This window comes from Sphingobium sp. CFD-2 (assembly GCF_024611135.1).
Taxonomy (GTDB): Bacteria; Pseudomonadota; Alphaproteobacteria; order Sphingomonadales; family Sphingomonadaceae; genus Sphingobium; species Sphingobium fuliginis.
The window spans coordinates 1,312,773-1,331,064 of sequence record NZ_CP084405.1; the positions used below are offsets into that span (position 1 = coordinate 1,312,773).

At 62.8% G+C, this 18,292-nt stretch carries 19 protein-coding genes; 6 read left to right on the forward strand and 13 right to left on the reverse strand.

The window, feature by feature from the left end; translation table 11 throughout:
- Nucleotides 1–11: 11 nt before the first annotated feature.
- The 8 genes from LDB29_RS06385 to LDB29_RS06420 form a co-directional block, all read right to left on the reverse strand.
- A complete protein-coding gene (locus LDB29_RS06385; RefSeq protein WP_044662248.1) occupies nucleotides 12–401 on the reverse strand; it encodes a MaoC family dehydratase in 390 nt (129 codons plus the stop codon).
- Nucleotides 398–856, reverse strand: a complete 459-nt coding sequence (locus LDB29_RS06390; RefSeq protein ID WP_044662249.1) for a hypothetical protein — start codon at nucleotides 854–856, stop codon at nucleotides 398–400. Before LDB29_RS06390 ends, LDB29_RS06385 begins: the two co-directional genes overlap by 4 nt.
- Nucleotides 857–865: 9 nt before the next feature.
- A complete protein-coding gene (locus LDB29_RS06395; protein WP_044662250.1) occupies nucleotides 866–2,029 on the reverse strand; it encodes an acyl-CoA dehydrogenase family protein in 1,164 nt (387 codons plus the stop codon).
- Between the two features lie 62 nt (nucleotides 2,030–2,091).
- Entirely contained in the window at nucleotides 2,092–2,646 is a 555-nt protein-coding gene (locus LDB29_RS06400) for an NADPH-dependent FMN reductase (protein ID WP_044662251.1), read from the reverse strand.
- A gap of 1 nt (nucleotide 2,647) precedes the next feature.
- Entirely contained in the window at nucleotides 2,648–3,424 is a 777-nt protein-coding gene (locus LDB29_RS06405) for an SDR family oxidoreductase (RefSeq protein WP_044662252.1), read from the reverse strand.
- Nucleotides 3,421–4,161, reverse strand: coding sequence for an alpha/beta fold hydrolase (locus tag LDB29_RS06410; RefSeq protein ID WP_076605697.1), 741 nt, complete (start codon nucleotides 4,159–4,161; stop codon nucleotides 3,421–3,423). Before LDB29_RS06410 ends, LDB29_RS06405 begins: the two co-directional genes overlap by 4 nt.
- A gap of 5 nt (nucleotides 4,162–4,166) precedes the next feature.
- Nucleotides 4,167–5,123: a VOC family protein gene (locus LDB29_RS06415; RefSeq protein WP_044662254.1), complete on the reverse strand. Its 957-nt coding sequence runs from the start codon at nucleotides 5,121–5,123 to the stop codon at nucleotides 4,167–4,169.
- A 52-nt stretch (nucleotides 5,124–5,175) separates the two neighbouring features.
- Complete coding sequence (locus LDB29_RS06420; protein WP_044662255.1) at nucleotides 5,176–6,027, reverse strand: fumarylacetoacetate hydrolase family protein; 852 nt, start codon at nucleotides 6,025–6,027, stop codon at nucleotides 5,176–5,178.
- Nucleotides 6,028–6,155: 128 nt separating this feature from the next.
- On the opposite strand from LDB29_RS06420, the gene LDB29_RS06425 reads away from it, so the two are divergent.
- The gene (locus LDB29_RS06425; protein WP_235600743.1) at nucleotides 6,156–6,866 is read left to right on the forward strand and encodes a GntR family transcriptional regulator; all 711 of its coding nucleotides are present in this window, start codon (nucleotides 6,156–6,158) and stop codon (nucleotides 6,864–6,866) included.
- A gap of 7 nt (nucleotides 6,867–6,873) precedes the next feature.
- Here the strand turns inward: LDB29_RS06425 and LDB29_RS06430 are convergent, their stop codons facing one another.
- Nucleotides 6,874–7,656 (reverse strand): SDR family NAD(P)-dependent oxidoreductase, encoded by a 783-nt coding sequence (locus LDB29_RS06430; protein WP_044662257.1) that lies wholly within the window; start codon nucleotides 7,654–7,656, stop codon nucleotides 6,874–6,876.
- A 41-nt stretch (nucleotides 7,657–7,697) separates the two neighbouring features.
- On the reverse strand, nucleotides 7,698–9,368 hold the full coding sequence (locus LDB29_RS06435) for a class I adenylate-forming enzyme family protein (RefSeq protein WP_044662258.1): 1,671 nt from the start codon (nucleotides 9,366–9,368) through the stop codon (nucleotides 7,698–7,700).
- Between the two features lie 152 nt (nucleotides 9,369–9,520).
- Between LDB29_RS06435 and LDB29_RS06440 the strand changes: the two genes are divergently transcribed.
- The 5 genes from LDB29_RS06440 to LDB29_RS06460 are packed head-to-tail and all read left to right on the forward strand — an operon-like array spanning nucleotide 9,521 to nucleotide 15,805.
- A complete protein-coding gene (locus LDB29_RS06440; protein ID WP_044662259.1) occupies nucleotides 9,521–10,723 on the forward strand; it encodes an acetyl-CoA C-acetyltransferase in 1,203 nt (400 codons plus the stop codon).
- A 33-nt stretch (nucleotides 10,724–10,756) separates the two neighbouring features.
- Nucleotides 10,757–12,925, forward strand: a complete 2,169-nt coding sequence (locus LDB29_RS06445) for a 3-hydroxyacyl-CoA dehydrogenase NAD-binding domain-containing protein (protein WP_044662260.1) — start codon at nucleotides 10,757–10,759, stop codon at nucleotides 12,923–12,925.
- The gene (locus LDB29_RS06450) at nucleotides 12,922–14,079 is read left to right on the forward strand and encodes an acyl-CoA dehydrogenase family protein (protein ID WP_044662261.1); all 1,158 of its coding nucleotides are present in this window, start codon (nucleotides 12,922–12,924) and stop codon (nucleotides 14,077–14,079) included. Before LDB29_RS06445 ends, LDB29_RS06450 begins: the two co-directional genes overlap by 4 nt.
- Nucleotides 14,080–14,102: 23 nt before the next feature.
- The gene (locus tag LDB29_RS06455) at nucleotides 14,103–14,981 is read left to right on the forward strand and encodes a MaoC/PaaZ C-terminal domain-containing protein (protein ID WP_044662262.1); all 879 of its coding nucleotides are present in this window, start codon (nucleotides 14,103–14,105) and stop codon (nucleotides 14,979–14,981) included.
- A complete protein-coding gene (locus LDB29_RS06460) occupies nucleotides 14,978–15,805 on the forward strand; it encodes an SDR family NAD(P)-dependent oxidoreductase (RefSeq protein WP_044662263.1) in 828 nt (275 codons plus the stop codon). The genes LDB29_RS06455 and LDB29_RS06460 overlap by 4 nt, the downstream gene beginning before the upstream one ends.
- A gap of 35 nt (nucleotides 15,806–15,840) precedes the next feature.
- Here LDB29_RS06460 and LDB29_RS06465 read toward each other — a convergent pair whose 3' ends face one another.
- The 3 genes from LDB29_RS06465 to LDB29_RS06475 are packed head-to-tail and all read right to left on the reverse strand — an operon-like array spanning nucleotide 15,841 to nucleotide 18,165.
- Nucleotides 15,841–16,347 (reverse strand): nuclear transport factor 2 family protein, encoded by a 507-nt coding sequence (locus LDB29_RS06465; RefSeq protein ID WP_044662264.1) that lies wholly within the window; start codon nucleotides 16,345–16,347, stop codon nucleotides 15,841–15,843.
- 43 nt (nucleotides 16,348–16,390) lie between these two features.
- Complete coding sequence (locus LDB29_RS06470) at nucleotides 16,391–17,167, reverse strand: SDR family oxidoreductase (protein ID WP_044662265.1); 777 nt, start codon at nucleotides 17,165–17,167, stop codon at nucleotides 16,391–16,393.
- A complete protein-coding gene (locus tag LDB29_RS06475) occupies nucleotides 17,164–18,165 on the reverse strand; it encodes a zinc-binding dehydrogenase (RefSeq protein ID WP_044662266.1) in 1,002 nt (333 codons plus the stop codon). Before LDB29_RS06475 ends, LDB29_RS06470 begins: the two co-directional genes overlap by 4 nt.
- Between the last annotated feature and the right edge of the window lie 127 nt (nucleotides 18,166–18,292).

Below are 18,292 nucleotides of genomic sequence, written 5' to 3' on the forward strand. Positions count from 1 at the left end.
CCTCTGATCTTTTAGATTTCCACCGTCGCCGTGCCGGAATTGACCGTGCCGCGGCCATCGACATCCAGCGAGAATTCGCAGGTCACGGCATTGCCTTCGATCGCAGCGATCCTGCCCGTCACCACCGCCCGGTCGCCGCCATAGACATTGTCCAGAAAGCGCGAATCCATCGCTTTGATCCGTCCGCCCGGGAAGGCGCGCATCAGCATGTTCATCATATAGGCGACGTTGATTGGGCCCTGGTTGATGACCCGGTCGCCCAACCCCTTGGCCTTCACCACCTCGACATCGAGATGGATGGGATTGGGATCGGCGAGGAACCCCGCCCACTGCTTCATGGCTTGCGGGCTAACGCTCTCGATCGTGAAGGGCGGCAGCGTGTCTCCGACGGCATGGCTCATGCGGCGAACTCCTTGCGGGGCAATACCCACACATTATCGGTTTCCAGCACCCGCGTTCCATCGAGCAGGTGCAGGCGGAGGCGATAGGTCAGCACGTCCATGACGCCCAGCTTACGACTGCGCTTGCGGACCAGGCTGAGTATCTCCCCCGTTACCTTGTAGCTTTCGCCCACCTTCAGCGGCGCATCGAACCGTACGCCGCTGCTGCCCATCATCGGGCCATCCTCGACATCGAATTCACACGCTTCGCAGACGCCCGCCACCGTCTTGCCCATCGCGACCTGGGTGGCGATATAATAATAGATGGGATGAGCGCTACCGTCAGTGGCTGGTTCGACGCCGGTCGACCGGCACAGGGCGGCATTCTCTTCCGCCGTGATGGTGAAGACCTTGTCGCCATCGAGCGATGTGCCGGCGGCGTCGGGGGCAGGGGGAAGATCGTCAAGATCGCTCATGGTCGGTCCTTAGAAAGAACGCGGCAGGCCGAGGCTCTCGGCAATCGTGTTGCGCACCATTTCGTTGCTGATCGGCGTCATCCGCAGGATCCGATGGTCGCGCCAGTAACGCTGCATGTCGGTTTCCGCCGAATAGCCCATGCCGCCCAATATCTGGATGCCAAGGTCCGCGGCCTTCACGGCATTCTCCGTGGCGACCATCTTGAGCATATTGGCCTCGGTACCGCACGGCATGCCGTTGCTCTGCATCCAGGCGACGTTGTAAAGCAACAGCTCGGTCAGCTTCTGCCATGTCGCGATGTCTGCGACATAATGCTGCAAAATCTGGAAGCGGCCGATAATGCCGCCGAACGCCTTGCGCTGCAGCATATATTCCAGCGCGTCTTCCAGCACCCCGTCGATCGCGCCCAGACATTGCGCGCCGACCATGATCCGCTCATTATTGAGTGTGGGCAACATCGCATACCAGGCCTGTCCAGGCTCACCCAGTACGTCCTCGTCGGGAACGAAGACGTCCTCATAATGAACCTCGCACGATCCCATGGCGCGCATGCCGAGCTTGGGCAGGAGGGAAGCGGTGATGCCGGGCGATTTGGCGTCGACGAAGAACATGGTGAGGCCATGATGCTTCTTTTCCGCGTTCTTATCAGTTCGAGCGAGTACGAGCAGCCTGTCGGCGGCCTTTGCCCCGGTGGTCCACATCTTGGCGCCGTTCAGCTTCCAGCCGCCGTCGACCTTTTCGGCATGGGTCTTCATCGCGCCCAGGACGTCGGTGCCCCCGTCGGGTTCGGTCATCGACAGCGAGACGCGCAGCTTGCCCTGCGCCATGGGGCGCAGCCAGCGATTCTTCTGCTCCTCCGTGCCGACCGCACCGATCGTCTTCGCGCCGCCGAAGGAGGTGAGGCCCCAGACCCACAGCAGGCCGCCGGCCGTTCGCGCGAATTCACGGGCGAAGATCATCTGAATCATGACGTCGCCGCCCAGCCCGTCATATTCCTCGGGAATGCCTATCCCGAAAAATCCCTGCTCAGCGATCTTGTCCCACAGCGCATAGGGATAATTTTCTTCGTCGGCTTCCAGCGCGCGCATCCAGTCCTTGGGCGCTTCCGCATCGACCCAGCGGCGGACAATGTCCCTGAACGCCCGCTGTTCCTCGGTGAGTGAAAAATCCATCGTCATTCCCGTTAGTGGCACTGCGACTAAGCGCCCGGCAGATGCATTGCGAACCTATCCAACTATAGGGCAGGCCGTCGGCAGAAACTGAACAATTGGTCCACCATCATCCCCAACTGGTCGGGGATAGGCGCGTTGTCGATCGGATCGCCTTCGCCGCCTATGGTGTTGATGGCGATGCCCAGCGGTGTCGGCCAGCCCCGCAGCGCGTGGGTAATCACCCGCAGTTGCTGGAGCGTGGCGACCGCGGCCTGCCAGCCGGCCGCCGTCGCCACGCAGCCCACGGGAAGACCGTCGAAATAGCAACGCTCGTCGCGGCTCATATCCTCGACATAATCGAGCGCATTCTTCACAAAGCCGGAGATCGCGCCATGATAACCAGGTGATCCGATGATCACGGCATCCGCCGACCGCAGGATGTCGACATAGCGTCGTGCCGCATCCGGACGATCCGGATTGTCGGGCGCGTAAGACGGGAAGTCGATATCCGCCCCGGCAAGCAGCGTCGTGCGTGCGCCGCGTTCCTCTGCAATGGCAAGCGCCTTGCGAAGCGCCCGCTCGGTGGAGGAATAGGCGCGCATTGTGCCGCCAATGGCGACGAAATGAAGTTGGGTCATATCAGATCGACAATCCTCCCTCGACAGGGATGACCGATCCGGTGACATAGGCGCCCGCGCGCGAGGCGAGATAGATGGCTGCGCCTGCCAGATCCTCCGGCGTACCGACGCGGCCGCGGGGCACCATCGATTCCACCATCGTGCGCATCTCGTCGGAGGTGATGACGGTCATCTCGGATTCGAAGAAACCGGGCGCTATGACGTTGACGGTGATGTTGTCGCGGCCCAGCCGCTTGGCGAGGCCTTTCGCCATCCAGTGGATGGCGCTTTTCGAGGCTTGATAGGCATAATTTTCCTTGGGCCCGACCTTGAGCGCGCCGACCGAACCGATGTTGATGATCGACGCGGGGCGCTCCGCCGTGCCGCCCGCGCGGAGCAGGGGCAGAAATTTCCGAAGCGTGAAGAAAGGGGCCTTCAGGTTCAGGTCGATGACCGGATCCCATTCGTCCTCGCCATAATCGTCGATGGGCGCGTCGGCCATGGTTCCGGCATTGTTCACTAGGACATGCACGGCCTGTTCCCGGGTGGACACCGCCGCGACCAGAGTTTCGATCCCCGCGAGCGTCGACAGATCGGCGACCAGGCCGGTGCAGCGACCGCCGGTCGTGGCGGAAATCTCCGCCGCGGCCGCCGTCACCTTGGCCTGCGTGCGGGCACAGATATAGACGGTGGCGCCCGCCGCGGTCAGACCGGTCGCGATATGGCGGCCGATGCCGGTCGACCCGCCGGTGACGACGGCGACGCGGTCCTGTACCGAGAACAGCTCAGCCGCATTCATGCCGGAGTTCCCGCGCCGGAAATCTTCAGAATAAGGTCGGTCGTTCCCTCCGGATCGCCCACCAGCAGGGCGTGATCGCCCGGATGGTCATGGATGGTCCAGCCCAGTTCGCGCGCCCGGTCGTGCATCGCCGTCATCACCGTGACGGCCGCCGCGATATAGTCGACGGGCCGGTCGATCACTTCGGCGCCCACGGGGATGACGCAGGCGGTCGCCTTCATCGGCTGGTCCGACAAATTGTCGAGCAGCCATTTCTCCCGCGCCGGGTCCATGAGATGGGGGTGCTCCTTGGCCGCCGCGCGCTGCATTTCATGCACGCCCGACCCCACCGGGCCTTCGCCCGCTTCGAGCATCGCATCCAGCGCAGCGAGTTGGTCTTCGTGGACATAGCCCATGAGGGACGCGATCCGTTCCCCCGACCGGGGCACGATGGCGTCGAGATAGATGATGGATGCGATGCGGTCGCCCACCTCTGCGATCACGCCAGGCGCGACCGTGCCCGCATAGCTGTGCGCGACCAGCACAACGTCGCGCAGATCCTCATATTTGAAGACATTCACGATGTCGCGCACATGAGTCGCATTGCCCACGTCGCGGCCGATCAGATGTTCGCGCTCGCCAAAGCCTGTGAAGGTCGGAGTGTAGACCTTGTGGCCCCCGGCCTCCAGAATTTCGCGGACATATTTCCAGGTCCAGCCGCCCATGCCGCCGCCATGGAGAAGTAGGAATGTGGTCATGACGATCAGGCCTCCGCCGGTTCTGTGTTCTGGATGAATTCGGGGAACGGATCGGGTCCCCACAGGAACATGCTGTCCTCCGGTGCATGGTTGGCGGCCGGCCAGTCGACATCATGCGGAATGAAGTCGATATCGGCCGAATATTCGCTGAAACTGCCCCAGGGATCACGCACATAATAGAAATAATTGGCGCCCAGCACATGCTGGCCCACGCCCCAGTTGGGGCCATAGCCCGCCCGGGCCATGGTCGCGCCGCCCAGACCCACTTCCATTACCGATCCGACATCCCAGCTATTGTGATGCATGCCCCGTCGATCGGAAAGGACGAGGGCAAGCAGATGATGATCGCTGCCATGGGCGCCGTGCAGGAAGGCGACGGCCGGTTCGCTCTTGTCGGACAGGCGCAGGCCGAGCGTCTTTTCATAGAAGTCGATCGCGGCATTCACGTCGGTCGTGAAGATCGCGAAATGCGAAAGGCGGCGCGGATGAACCTTGGGCGCTTTGCTGTTAGGGATCGCGCCGGATTGGCCCGGCGCCGCGCTGACGAAGGTGAAATGGCTCTTTTCCGATGGCGTCGCCTTGTCTGCGACACGGACGTTGATCGGCAGGCCATCGAAGCCTGCGAACCAGATGCCGTCGGCTTCCGCGCCTTCGGGGGCTTCGATCCGGGTGACGCCGCAGCCGTCGAGATGGGCGGCAAAGGCATCCGCTTCGTCCGGATAGATGCCGAAGCTCAGATAGCGCAGCCGCTTGGCGTCGCCGCCCTGGCTCAGCACGGCCCAGCGATGCGGATTGCCGACCGCATATAATTCCAGCGTGTCATCCCGCTCGCGGACGTCGAGCCCGAAGAGCGTGTAGAATGTCCGCGCGGCTTCCAGATCGGGCACTTCGACCGCGAAATGATCGATGGAATGGACGCCCAAACTATTGGCGCGGCGTCCCGACGGGCTGTTCTGGTTCATCCTTCCCTCCTTGGCTGGCCGGGCGCCGACAGAACGGCGCCCGGCCTTTCGATCATGCTGCCTTGATGGGGTTCACCAACAGGCCGATCTTCTCGATTTCCACTTCGCACACATCGCCATCCTTCATGAACAGCGGAGGCTTGCGGGCAAGGCCGATGCCCGACGGGGTTCCCATGACCAGGACGTCGCCCGCTTCCAGCGTGAAGCAGGTGGAGAGGAGGGCGACCGTGTCGACGACATCGAACACCATGTCGGAGGTGTTCGCGCTCTGCACCACCTGGCCGTTGAGGCGGGTTTCGATCTTGAGGCCGGCACCGCCCGCAGGCAGTTCGTCGGCCGTTACCAGCCAGGGGCCGAAGGCGCCAGTATCGTCGAAATTCTTGCCGACCGTCCACTGCGGCGTCTTGAGCTGATAGTCGCGGATCGAACCGTCGTTGAACACCGAATAGGCGACGATATGCGACAGCGCGTCGTCCTCGCTGATATTCTTGCCGCCCTTGCCGACGACCGCGACCATTTCCGCCTCATAATCGAGTTGATCGGAACAGGTCGGTTTGATGATCGGTGCGCCATGGCCGATGAGGCTCGAATTGAAACGGCCGAATATCGTCGGGAATTCGGGCACGGTGAATCCGCCTTCAGCCGCGTGATCCTTGTAGTTGAGACCCAGGCAGAGGATCTTGGGCGCCTTGACGAGGGGCGGGAGGAAAGTGAGGTCTTCAACCTGCACTTCCTCGCCCTCTGCGCTGACTTTCGCGCCGGCATCCGTCAGGGCGCTGCCGCCGCTGGCGATCAGCGCATCCAGATCATAGAGGGCAGCATCGCCGAACAGCGCCTTGACGCCCGCGCCCGTGTCTACTGCCAGACCGACTGCGCCGTTCTTCGTTACCTTGGCCAACCGCATATGCAAACCTCCTGAGAATCTGTCCAACCCGCTGAACCGACGGCATGGAATTGAATGAAATATATTTCAAGCTATAAAATACATCTTGTTGAATTGCCATGGGTGGCGGAGCTGATATAGTTGTTCCGATGACCAAGAAGCTGAGCCTGACCGAACGCGCCTACCGGCAATTGCGCGACGATCTCCTGACCTGTCGGCTGGTGCCCGGCGCCAAAATCAACATCAAGGATATCACGGAAACGCAGGGCTTCAGTCTCGGGGCGGTGCGCGAAGCCCTGTCGCGGCTCACGTCCGAGGGCTTTGTGACGCAGGACGACGCGCGGGGATTTCGGGTGACGCCGATATCGATCGGCGATCTGACCGATCTGGTCAGGGTCCGCAGCGATATTGAAGGGCAATGCCTCCGGCGCGCCATCGAGAAGGGAGGCCTGGACTGGGAAGCCTCGATCGTTAGCGCAGCCCATAGGTTGAGCAAGACTCCGACCCGCGACCCGCGGGAGGCGGCCCGTCTGAACGAGGATTATGCGGACGCCCATGCGGCCTTCCACCACGCCCTGGTCGCAGCGTGCGACAGTCCATGGCTGCTCAAGATGCGCGACTGGCTCTATGCCCAGTCGGAACGCTATCGCTATCTCACCGTGCCCTTGGCCCATGGCGACCGGAATCTGGTTCACGAACATGCGCAGATCGTCGACGCCGCGTTGGCACGGGATGCCGACCGCGCCGAGGCGCTGCTGACGGACCATTTGATGGCGACGGCGCGGCTGCTGATCGACCCGCAAAATGCGGGGGGCGGAACCGACGCCGAATGGGCGGCTGGCGCGGATCGGACCTTTTGATCTCATGTCAGCTCTGCCGGTTCTGACCGGTGCCACCGCCGCTGGCGGGCATCAGCATGTTGCTCATGCCGCCATCGACCAGCAGGTCGACACCGCTGATGTGGCCGGCATGAGGGCTGATCAGAAACAGGATCGCCTGTGCGACATCCTCGGCCACGCCGAGTTTGCGCAGGGGAATATTGGCTTCCCGCTGGTCGCGTCGCGACTGGTCCTTATATCCTGCAGCGGTCATCGGCGTGTAGGTGGGGCCGGGCGACACCGTATTGCATCGGATACCGTCCGGACCCCATTCGATACTGAGCTGGCGTATCATCATCAGCAAGGCGGCCTTGCTGGAGGAATAAAAGCCAAGCCCGGGCGTAGGCTGGGTGGCCGACATGGACGCGGTCGCGACGAAGGCGCCCTTGCTCTCCCTGAGGTGAGGATGGGCCGCCTTGCCCAGCAGCCAGGACGAGCGGGTGTTGATGGCGAAGATGCGATCGAAATCGCTGATCGGCAGTTCGACCAGCGCGCCGCCCATGATGATGCCGGCATTACTGATGACGGCGTCGATGCCGTGCATGTGGGCGAGCGCCGCCGCGACAATCCGGTCGCCGCAATCGGGTTCGGCCAGATCGACCACGCAGGCCGCGGCGGCGGGGCCGACCGCATCGGCCACCACCTGCAGATTGGCGGCATCGCGATCCGCGAGCAGCATTTGATGTTCGCCCGGAATCATCGACCCGGCCGCCAGAAGTTCGGCGCAGGCCCTGCCGATGCCGCTTGCGGCACCCGTGATGATCACCCGCATGTCACTCTCCCTACACTTTCATGGCGTCGATGCGCCGTGTTTCAGTCCTTCAGGCCCAGTTCGTCCATCAACGCGCCGCGCAGCTTGAACTTCTGGATTTTCGATGCTGACATCGGCCATTCGTCGATGAAACGGATATGGCGCGGAACCTTGAAGGAAGCGAGGCGCTGCCTGGTATAGGCGATGAGTTCCTCCGCCTCGACCTCCACATCGCCTTCGCGTTCGATGTAGGCGGCGGGGATTTCCGCCAGCCGCTCGTCCGGAAGCCCGACCACCTGCGCCAGGCGGACCGCCGGATGGGTCGCCAATACGGCCTCGACCTCGGCCGCGGCGACGTTCTCTCCTCCCACCTTCAGCATGTCCTTGAACCGGCCATGGAACATGACATGGCCCTGTTCGTCGATCGAGCCGATGTCGGCGCTATGATACCAGCCGTCGGCATCCAGCGCCTGCGCCGTCTTCTCAGGATCCTTGTAATAGCCGTCGAACAGATTGTAGCCGCGAATGAGAATTTCGCCGCGTTCGTCCACGCCCTTTTCCGCACCGGTTTCGGGGTCGACGATCTTCATCTCTATGCCGGCCAGGGGGAAGCCGAGCTTCTTGAAGCCCATTTCCGGGTCCATCGCATAGCCGCCGGTCGTGACGATGCCGGTCGCCTCGGTCATGCCCATGGTGCCCACCTGGAGCATGTTCGGGGCCTTCTCCCGATAGGCCTGGCCTACGCGATCCGGCATGAAGGCGAAGCAGCTATTTTGCAGGCGCACCGACGACATGTCGGTCTTGGCCCAGTCGGGATGGGTGATCATGGCCTGATGGAAAGTGACGAAGGGCAGGAACATCATCGTTACCCGTTCATCCTCGATCTGCCGCAGACTCTCTCCGGCATCGAAATGCGGCTGGCCGATGAAGGTGCCGCCCACGTCGATCGCGCCCAGCATGCAGAGCATCGCGGCGATATGGAATAAAGGCAGCGGCGACCAAGCGCGCTCGTCGGGCTGGAACGACCAGCGATAGCGGGCGAGATTCGATGCCTCCCGGGTGACGGCCTCGTGGCTGAGCAGGCACCCTTTGGGATTGGCCGACGTCCCTGACGTATAGAGGATCATCGCGGTGTCGCGGACCCTGACGGTCAGACGGGATGCGTGAATCTCCGCTTCCTCCACCTGCTGCACCGCCGCGTCGAAGGTCGCCTGATCGACGAAACCGGGGACAGAACGGCCGCCCAGCATCACGATCCGCTTGAGCAGAGGCGCGCCCGCAAGCGTGAGTGAGGAGGAGTCGGCGGCATCGGGCAGGTCGGGGAAAGCCTCCTCCAGCCGTCGACCGAAATCGATATGCTCACTGACCATATCATTGGTGATGATCGCTGTCAGATCGGCATTTTGCGCGACGTAGGCCATTTCGGGCGCCTTGTACCGCGCGTTCATCAGCACTGACACGGCCCCGCACATCGCATTGGCGAACAGGGTTTCGACAAATTCGATGCTGGACGGCAACAGGATGCCGACATGGTCGCCGCGCCGGATGCCCAGCGCCTTCAGGCCGCGCGCGCGCTTCAGGACGCTCTGTACGACATCGTCATATGTCTTGCGTTCTCCCGGGAATACCAATGCTTCCTTGTCGGATGCCTTGTCCCACCCTTTGAGAAGCAGATCGCCCAGAGTGGTTGCAGAAATACGGAATGGGGCGCAATCTTCGCCTGGTGTGACCACGGATGTCCGCTCCTAAAATGCCGGTCAGCTATCGATGATGATCAGATTGCAGCCATCGCCTCTGTCTGCGCCTTTCGTTGGATAGGTGCAGCCTTGCCTTCCGGGTCCAAGAGCAAGGGCAGAGATTTTGTATCACTGGTCGGGAATTCACGATGGAAGCCTATGTCTACGATCATGTCCGGACGCCGCGCGGGAAGGGCCGCCCCGATGGCGCGCTGCACGAGATCACCTCTGTCGAAATGGCGACGCAGCTTTTGAAGGCGCTCCAGAGCCGCAATGATCTCGACACTGGACTGCTCGACGATGTGATCATCGGCATGGCCCAGCCCGTCGGTGAACAGGGCGGCGTGCTGGCGCGCGCGGCGGTGTTGCAGGCCGGCTATGCCCAGACGGTCGCGGGCCAGCAGATCCATCGCTTCTGCGCCACCGGGCTGGACGCTGTCAGCCTGATCGCGGCGCAGGTCCATTCGGGCATGATCCAGGCCGGCATCGGCGGTGGCGTCGAGTCGATGAGCCGCACGGTAATGGGTTATGACTCGGGCGCCTGGACGTCCGATCCGTCGGTCGCCTTCAGCAATTATTACGCGCCGCAGGGCATCGGCGCCGACCTCATCGCGACGCTGGACGGCTACACGCGCGAGGATGTCGACAATTTCGCCGTCGAGAGCCAGCGCAAGGCCGCCCATGCCTGGGAAAACGGCTATTTCAAAAAGGCGATCGTGCCGATCAAGGATGTGCTGGGCGACGTGGTGCTAGATCATGATGAGCATATGCGACCCGACACCACGCTGGAAAGCCTCGCCAAGCTCAAGCCCGCCTTCGAAGGGTTCGGCAAGGCCGGGTTCGAAGCGGTCGCGAAGGCCAAATATCCAGAAATCGAAGAGCTGAACTATGTCCATCATGGCGGCAATAGCTCCGGTATCGTCGACGGCGCCGGCCTGGTTCTTGTCGGGTCGAAGGAATTTGGGGAAAAGGCCGGCCTCAAGCCGCGCGGTCGTATCCGGTCCTATGCCAATATCGGGTCTGAGCCGACGATCATGCTGACGGCGCCGGCGGCGGTGTCGCGCAAGGCGCTCAAGGCGGCCGGCATGACCGAGAAGGACATTGATCTCTGGGAACTGAACGAAGCCTTCGCCAGCGTGGTGATGCGCTTCCAGCGGGAGCTGAACGTTCCCGACGACAAGATCAACGTCAATGGCGGGGCGATCGCGATGGGTCATCCGCTTGGCGCGACCGGCGCGATGATCCTGGGCACCGTGCTGGACGAACTGGAGCGGCGCAACGCGGAAACCGGCCTCATCACCTTGTGCGCGGCCAACGGCCTGGGCACGGCTGCCATCATCGAGCGCGTTTGAACGCGCATACCGAACTATAGAGCGGGACATCCCATGAAGACTATGCGACTGGAAAAGGCCGAGGACGGCTTTGCGATCCTGACCCTCGATGCCGAAGGCTCGATGAACGTCGTCAACGATGCTTTCATCGCTGACATGGAAGCGGCGGCGAAGCAGATTGCCGCGGACGAAAGCATCAAGGGCGTCATCCTGACGTCCGCCAAGAAGACGTTCATGGCCGGTGCGGACCTCAAGCAGCTCGTGAATGGGTTCGGCACGCTGACGCCGCAGGAAGCCTATGCCTTTTCGAAGCGCGCCACCGACATGCACCGCGCCATCGAACAATCGGGCAAGCCTTGGGTGGCGGCGATCAACGGCCTGGCGCTGGGCGGCGGTTTCGAGCTGGCGCTGGCCTGCCACCGGCGCATCCTGGTGGATGATGCCAAGGCGCAGGTGGGTTTGCCCGAAGTCAATGTCGGTCTGCTGCCCGGATCGGGCGGCACGGTGCGGTTGGGCATTATCGCGGGCATGAAGATCGCGCTCGACCTGCTGCTGTCGGGCCGCTCGGTGGGGCCGCAGGAAGCGCTCAAGCTCAAGATCGTGGACGAGGTCGTCCCGGCGGACAAGCTGATCGACGCGGCGAAGGCGTGGCTTGCGACCGGGCCTGATCCGGTCAAGCCCTGGGACGTCAAGGGTTGGACGCCGCCGCAGAAGAAGGGCCTGACCGTTCCTGAGGATTCGGCCGCCTACATGATGTATACGGGCGGTCTCGCCAAGGTGGGTTATAATCAACCCGCGCCGGCCGCGATCCTGAACTCGGTGTTCCACGGCTTGCAGTTGCCCTTCGACAAGGCGCTCGCGGTCGAGGGTAAATATTTCGCCAGGCTGCTGACCGATCCGGTTGCGCGCAACATCATCCGTACCACCTTCATTTCGAAGCAGGCGGCCGAAAAAGGCGCGCGTCGTCCCGAAGGCTTCCCGAAGTTCGAAGCGAAGAAAGTGGGCGTGCTGGGCGCGGGCATGATGGGCGCGGGCATCGCGTTCGTCTCCGCCAATGCAAATATCGACGTCGTGCTGATCGACCGCGACACAGCGACCGCGCAGAAGGGCAAGGACTATTCGGCCAAGGTGCTGGGCAAGCTGGTCGAAAAGGGCAAGCTGACGCAGGACAAGGCGGACGCCGTCCTCGCCCGCATCACCCCGACCGACGACTTCGCGCTGCTCGATGGCTGCGACATGGTGGTCGAAGCGGTGTTCGAGGATACGGCGATCAAGGCCGAAACCACGAAGAAGGCCGAAGCGGTACTGCCGGCACAAGCCATTTTCGCGTCCAACACCTCGACCCTGCCGATCTCGCAGCTCGCGCAGGCATCGCGGAGCCCGGATCAGTTCATCGGCCTGCACTTCTTCTCGCCGGTCGACCGTATGGGCCTGGTCGAGGTGATCATGGGCAAGCAGACCAGCAAGGCAACGCTGGCCAAGAGCCTCGACTTCATCGCGCAGCTGCGCAAGACGCCGATCGTCGTCAACGACAGCCGTGGCTTCTACACCAGCCGCGTGTTCCAGATGCTGATCCACGAAGGCGCGGCGATGCTGGCGGAGGGCGTTCCCCCGGCGGTGATCGAAAACGCCGCCAAGGCTGTCGGCATGCCGGTCGGGCCGCTGGCGCTGCTGGACGAGCTGACGCTCGACCTGCCGCTCAAGATCGTCGACCAGGCGATCGCGGAGGAAGGCGACAAATATACGCCGCCTGCCGGCACTGCCGTCATGCGTCGGATGAAGGACGAGATCGGCCGATCCAGCCGCAAGGCGGGCGGCGCCTTCTACGACTATCCCGAAGGCGGCAAGAAGCATCTGTGGAAGGGCCTGACCGATCATTTCCCGGTCAAGCAGGGCTGGGATGTCGAAGAACTGAAGAAGCGCTATCTCTACGCGCAGGCGATGGAAACCGCCCGTTGTTTGGAGGAAAATGTGCTGGAAACCCCGCAGGACGCCGACCTGGGCGCGATCTACGGCTGGGGTTTCCCGGCATGGACCGGCGGGACGATCAGCTACATTGACACGATCGGCATTAAGAAGTTCGTTGAGGAATCCGATCGGCTCGCGCAGCTTTATGGCCCGCGCTTCCTGCCGTCCGCATGGCTGCGCGACAAGGCGGCAAAGGGTGAGGATTTCTACACGCCTGCGAGCGAAACCACGGTCAAGGAGCCCATGCCGGCATGAAGCGCCTGATCTTCGAGCCGGAACATGAGCAGTTCCGCGATTCCGTCGTCAAATTCATGACGACGGAAGTCGGTGCCCATTCCCAACGCTTTCGCGAACAGGGCATGGTCGACCGTGAACTGTTTCTTAAGGCGGGCGAACAGGGCCTGCTCTGCACCTGGGCGGACGAGAAATATGGCGGGGCGGGGATCGACGATTTCCGCTTCGAGCAGATCATCATCGAAGAGAATATGCGCCACGGTGACATAGGCTTCTACATCAATCTGCATAATGATCTGGTCGCGCCCTATATCGCCAAGCTGGGAACCGACGAGCAGAAGGATCGGTGGATGCCCGGCATCGTCAGCGGCGAAAAGATCCTGGCCGTTGCGATGACCGAACCCTCGACCGGCAGCGACCTGGCAGGCATGCGCACCAGCGCGGTGGACAAGGGCGACCATTGGCTGCTGAACGGCGCCAAGACCTATATTTCCAATGGCATTCTGGGCGATCTGGTGGTTGTTGCGGCGCGGACCGACCCCAATAGCCGCCACGGCCTGGGCCTTATGGTCATCGAACGCGGCATGGAAGGGTTCGAACGCGGGCGCAAGCTGGCGAAGATGGGGCTCAAGGCGCAGGACACGGCCGAGCTCTTCTTCAACGACGTCAAGGTGCCCAAAGAGAATGTGCTGGGGGACCCTGCCCAGGGCTTCAAATATCTCGCACGCTTCCTGGCGCAGGAGCGGCTGGTCGCGGCCATCGGCTTCATGGCGACGGCGCAGACCGCCTTCGACATCACGCTCGACTATGTGAAGGAACGCCGGGCCTTCGGAAAGCCGATCGGCGCGTTCCAGAATACGCGGTTCAAGATGGCTTCGATGCGGGCCGAACTTGACGCGCTTCAGACCTATGTCGACCAGTGCGTGATGCTGCTCAACGCGGGCGAGCTGACCGCCGAGGACGCGTCGGCGGCCAAGCTTCTGACCAGCGAGCTGGAAGGCAGGGTGATGGACGAATGCGTCCAGCTTCATGGCGGCGCGGGCTATATGGAAGAATATCGCATCAGCCGCATGTATACTGACGCCCGCATCAGCCGCATCTTCGCCGGAACGTCGGAAATCATGCGCGAAATCATCGGTCGCGGACTGGGCCTGGACGAGCGCAAGCTGTCCTGACCGCAAAACCGGGGATGAGTCGAATGCTTGACGTCGAACGATTGCGCGGCTTCCGGGTGCCGGAAGCACAGGATGCCTGCGATCCGCGATCCGCTATTCTCTACGCGCTGGGTGTCGGCGCCGGGCTGGGCGCGATCGATGAACGGCATCTGGTCTTCGAACGCGATCAGGCCGTGTTGCCGACCATGGCGCTGGTTCTGGGAACACCCGGCTTCTGGCCGATGGCGCCGGAACTGGGCTGGGACTGGCCGCGCATCCTGCATGGCGAGCAGACGCTGAAACTGTTCCGGCCGCTCGAACTGGGCCAACTGGTCAACGGCCGGATCGAGATTGTCGGTCTCGCCGACAAGGGGGTAGGCAAGCCTGCCCTCGTGCGGGCAAAACGCGTGATCACCACGCCGACGGACCGGCCGATCGCTGAGATGGAGGAAGTGTGGGTCTTGCGAGGAGCGGGCGGTTTTGGTGGGCCGCGTGATCTTGACGGGCCGGCGCCGGTCGTCATGCCGGATGCGCCCGCGGACGCCTGCCTTGACCTTCCGACGGCCTCCAATCAGGCGATGCTCTATCGTCTGACCGGCGATCGCAACCCCCTGCATATCGATCAGGGCACGGCGCAGGCGGCGGGTTTCGATCGGCCGATACTGCATGGCCTCGCCACCATGGGTCTGGTCGGTCGCGCGTTGATCCATCTGTGCTGCGGTGGCGATCCCGTTTTGTTGACCGACATGCGGCTACGTTTTACCGCGCCGGTCTGGCCGGGCGAAACAGTTCGGGCGGAAATCTGGCGCAGGGGCGACACCGTATCGTTTCGGGCTAGCGTGCCTGACAGGAATAGCATCGTCATCGATGGCGGCGAGGCCCGCGTCGGTGGTTTCAAGAAAGAACGGGACATATTGAAGTGAATATATTGGATGGCAAGGTCGCACTGGTGTCCGGCTCCGGACGGGGCATCGGGAAGGCTATCGCGCTGAAACTGGCAAGCGCCGGCGCCCATGTCGTGGTGAACGACCTGGACGAGGATGTGGCAAAGGCGACGGCGAGTGAAATCGAAAGCCTTGGCGTCCATGCCGTGGTGTGCGTGGGCGACGTGACGGATGCCGATTTCGGCGACAAATTCGTGGGAGCGGCGGTCGCGCATTTCGGCACGATCGACATCATCGTGAACAATGCGGGCTATGCTTGGGATTCGGTGCTTCAAAAGACGAGCGACGAGCAGTGGATGGCCATGCTCGACGTTCATCTCAATGCCCCTTTCCGCATTTTGCGCGCCGCGCAACCGGTGATCGCCGCCGCGGCGAAGAAGGAGACCGCCGAACATGGTCGGGCCACACGCCGGACAGTCATCAATATATCGTCCGTGGCGGGTCTCGGCGGCAATGCCGGTCAGTCGGGCTATGCGGCGGGCAAGGCGGGGATCGTCGGTCTCACCAAGACGGTGATGAAGGAATGGGGGCGATATAATGTCACCGTCAATGCCGTGGCTTTCGGGGCCATCATGACGCGCATGACCGCGGGCGAGGCGGGCAGCTCGACCATCAGCGTCAAGGGCCGGGACATCAAGGCCGGCGTTAGCGACGAAATATTGGAAGCCATGGAAAAGGGCATTCCGCTGGGCCGTGCCGGCACGCCGGAAGAAGCCGCCGGCGCCGTCTACCTGCTCTGCCTGCCCGAAGCCGATTATATCACCGGCGAGGTGATCGTCGCGGGCGGGGGCTGGAAACTCTGACGATATGATGGGCGGGCCTTGGCGCCCGCCCTCGATCAGGCGGGCCAGCCAGGCGTGCGGCCCTGCATGGCCTGAAAGATAGGACGCATGGGATCGGGTACGGATCCGGCGCCGATGCCAGTGCCGAAATTGATCCCCCGCCGTTCATATATCCGCCATCCCTCGGCCGTGCGCCGCAGCCTGTCCTCATAGCCGCCCACGGCCAGAAGGTCCGTCGGGCGCAGCGGATCGGCACCGGGGATATCGAACCACTGCCAGGCCATGACGCGGCTGGCTGCGCGGGCTTCGTCGCCGTTCACCTCTATCACCACATTGGTGATGTTGTGCGAACAGCCCATTAGAGCGCCCTGATAACCCATGCACTGGGCATGGATGGCCTCCCGCCCCACGGAACGCGCGCCGCCAAAGTCGATCGATCCATCTTCCGTGAACACTTCCTCCGCAATGCGGTGAAACTGCATCGAATCTACCAGATGGGCGTAACGATAGAGGCATTCCTCGATCGCGAGGCGGTCCGCCAGCATGGCGAGGTCGATCATCATGGCGAATACCTTTCTTTACCGGCCGCGAGGGTAGGGGCTTATCTCAGCCGCAGCCAACGACCCCGCCGTCAACCGGGATCTGTGCGCCGGTGACATAAGCGCCCGCGCGCGAACACAGGAAAATGACGATGCCTGCAATATCGTCCGACGAACCCAGACGTTGGAGCGGAATATGTGCCAGCAGGGCAGGATCGACCTGATCCTCATCCCGCATATGCGCCGTCATCTTGGTTGGGAAGAAGCCGGGAATGACCGCATTGACGGTGATGTTACGCGCCGCCAAATCGCCGGCCAGATCGCGTGTCATCATATGGACCGCGGCCTTGCTCGCGGCATAGCTGTACGCGCTGAGCCGCTCTGTCTTCATGCCTGCGACCGAACCGATGTTGATCACTCGCGCCGGATCGCCGGGCGTTCCGGACGCGCCGAGTTCGGGCAGCAGTTCCCGGACCATGGTGAACGGCGTCTGGACATTCACGGCCATCACGCCCGGCCAGGCCTTGTCGGGGAAGCTGTCGATCGGCCCGCCCCAGGTCTTACCCGCATTGTTGACCAATATATGGCATTCGCCGACCGCTTCGCGATAACGGGCGACGAGGTCGACCGCCGCCTCGGGCGTCGACAGGTCGGCGGGGAGGGGGATGCACGACCCCAGCGTGGCCATCTCCCGGGCGGCCTCTTCGCAGATGTCGGCCTTGCGGGATGTGATCGCGACTGTAGCGCCAGCCCGCAGCAGACCTTCGGCGATCATGCGGCCCAGACCTTGCGCGCCGCCGGTGACCAGCGCCTTCTTGCCGGCCAGGCTGAACAGATCGCTCACATCGTCACCACGACTTTGCCGAACTTGTGCTGGTCGCGCAGATGCAGAAGCGCCTCTTTGGCCCGGGCAAGCGGATAGGTCGCCTCGATGACCGGCTTGATTGCATGTTGCTCGGCAAAGGCGAGCATTTCCTTGAAGTCCTGCGCATCGCCGACCTGGCTGCCGACGATGCTGGCGCTCTTGAGGAAGATGTCGGTGGCGTTGAACTTGATCTCGTTGCCGGCGGTAGACCCGTAGATGACGATCCGCGCGCCCGGATTGACGGCGCGAACATAATTGGCGAAGCTGGGCGAGGGCGCCCCGTCCAGCACCACGTCGATGCCGCCGGTGAGTTTGCCGACCTGCTTGCGCCAGTCGGGGTCGGTGTAGAGCAGGCCGCCCTTGGCCCCCATTGCCACGGCACGATCGATCACGCCCTGGTTTTCGCCGGTGACATAGACATTGGCGCCCTTGGCCACGGCAAAGGCCAGGCCGAACGTGGCCACGCCGCCGCCTATGCCGCTGATGAGCAGCGTTTCTCCCGCTTCCAGCCGTCCCTTGAACATAAGCGCGCGCCAGGAGGTCAGCGCCGTCAGCGGCATGGCCCCGGCTTCCTCGAAACTCATGAAGGCCGGCTTGGGCGCCAGATTGTCGACCGGCACGCAGATATATTCGGCGATCGTGCCGGCGAAGGGCATGCCGAGCAGGCCGAAATCGGCGGCCGGCGCGTGGCGGTTCGGCCCCCAGTTGCGTGCAGGATACAGCACGACCTCATCGCCCTCGCGGACGCCGGTCACGCCCTCGCCGATCATGTCGACGACGCCCGCACCATCGCAGCCCAGCGTGATCGGCACGGTCATGCCGGGATATTGCCCGTGGGTGATGAACAGTTCGCGATGGTTTATGGATGCGGCCCGCAGCGCGACACGCACCTCTCCCGGACCGGGCACTGGCGTGTCGACTTCCGCCACCACGACGGATTCAGGGCCGTCGATCCGTTCGAGATAAAGGGCCTTCATGGTCAACCTTTCCTAAAATCCTGCTCGCGCCGCGGTCTGTATGGCAACGCTGGCTGCATAACGACCTTGGCTTCCTGGGTGGAAAGCTGGACATTTTTCCATCTCATTGGGAACCTATCTGCCGATA

Bases quoted from the DNA above. Each gene is read 5' to 3' on its own strand.
- LDB29_RS06415 (WP_044662254.1), bottom strand. From the start codon at position 5,123: ATGAACCAGAACAGCCCGTCGGGACGCCGCGCCAATAGTTTGGGCGTC.
- LDB29_RS06475 (WP_044662266.1), bottom strand. From the start codon at position 18,165: ATGAAGGCCCTTTATCTCGAACGGATCGACGGCCCTGAATCCGTCGTG.
- LDB29_RS06385 (WP_044662248.1), bottom strand. From the start codon at position 401: ATGAGCCATGCCGTCGGAGACACGCTGCCGCCCTTCACGATCGAGAGC.
- LDB29_RS06450 (WP_044662261.1), top strand. From the start codon at position 12,922: ATGAAGCGCCTGATCTTCGAGCCGGAACATGAGCAGTTCCGCGATTCC.
- LDB29_RS06390 (WP_044662249.1), bottom strand. From the start codon at position 856: ATGAGCGATCTTGACGATCTTCCCCCTGCCCCCGACGCCGCCGGCACA.
- LDB29_RS06440 (WP_044662259.1), top strand. From the start codon at position 9,521: ATGGAAGCCTATGTCTACGATCATGTCCGGACGCCGCGCGGGAAGGGC.
- LDB29_RS06445 (WP_044662260.1), top strand. From the start codon at position 10,757: ATGAAGACTATGCGACTGGAAAAGGCCGAGGACGGCTTTGCGATCCTG.
- LDB29_RS06400 (WP_044662251.1), bottom strand. From the start codon at position 2,646: ATGACCCAACTTCATTTCGTCGCCATTGGCGGCACAATGCGCGCCTAT.
- LDB29_RS06420 (WP_044662255.1), bottom strand. From the start codon at position 6,027: ATGCGGTTGGCCAAGGTAACGAAGAACGGCGCAGTCGGTCTGGCAGTA.
- LDB29_RS06405 (WP_044662252.1), bottom strand. From the start codon at position 3,424: ATGAATGCGGCTGAGCTGTTCTCGGTACAGGACCGCGTCGCCGTCGTC.
- LDB29_RS06410 (WP_076605697.1), bottom strand. From the start codon at position 4,161: ATGACCACATTCCTACTTCTCCATGGCGGCGGCATGGGCGGCTGGACC.
- LDB29_RS06425 (WP_235600743.1), top strand. From the start codon at position 6,156: ATGACCAAGAAGCTGAGCCTGACCGAACGCGCCTACCGGCAATTGCGC.
- LDB29_RS06430 (WP_044662257.1), bottom strand. From the start codon at position 7,656: ATGCGGGTGATCATCACGGGTGCCGCAAGCGGCATCGGCAGGGCCTGC.
- LDB29_RS06455 (WP_044662262.1), top strand. From the start codon at position 14,103: ATGCTTGACGTCGAACGATTGCGCGGCTTCCGGGTGCCGGAAGCACAG.
- LDB29_RS06395 (WP_044662250.1), bottom strand. From the start codon at position 2,029: ATGGATTTTTCACTCACCGAGGAACAGCGGGCGTTCAGGGACATTGTC.
- LDB29_RS06465 (WP_044662264.1), bottom strand. From the start codon at position 16,347: ATGATGATCGACCTCGCCATGCTGGCGGACCGCCTCGCGATCGAGGAA.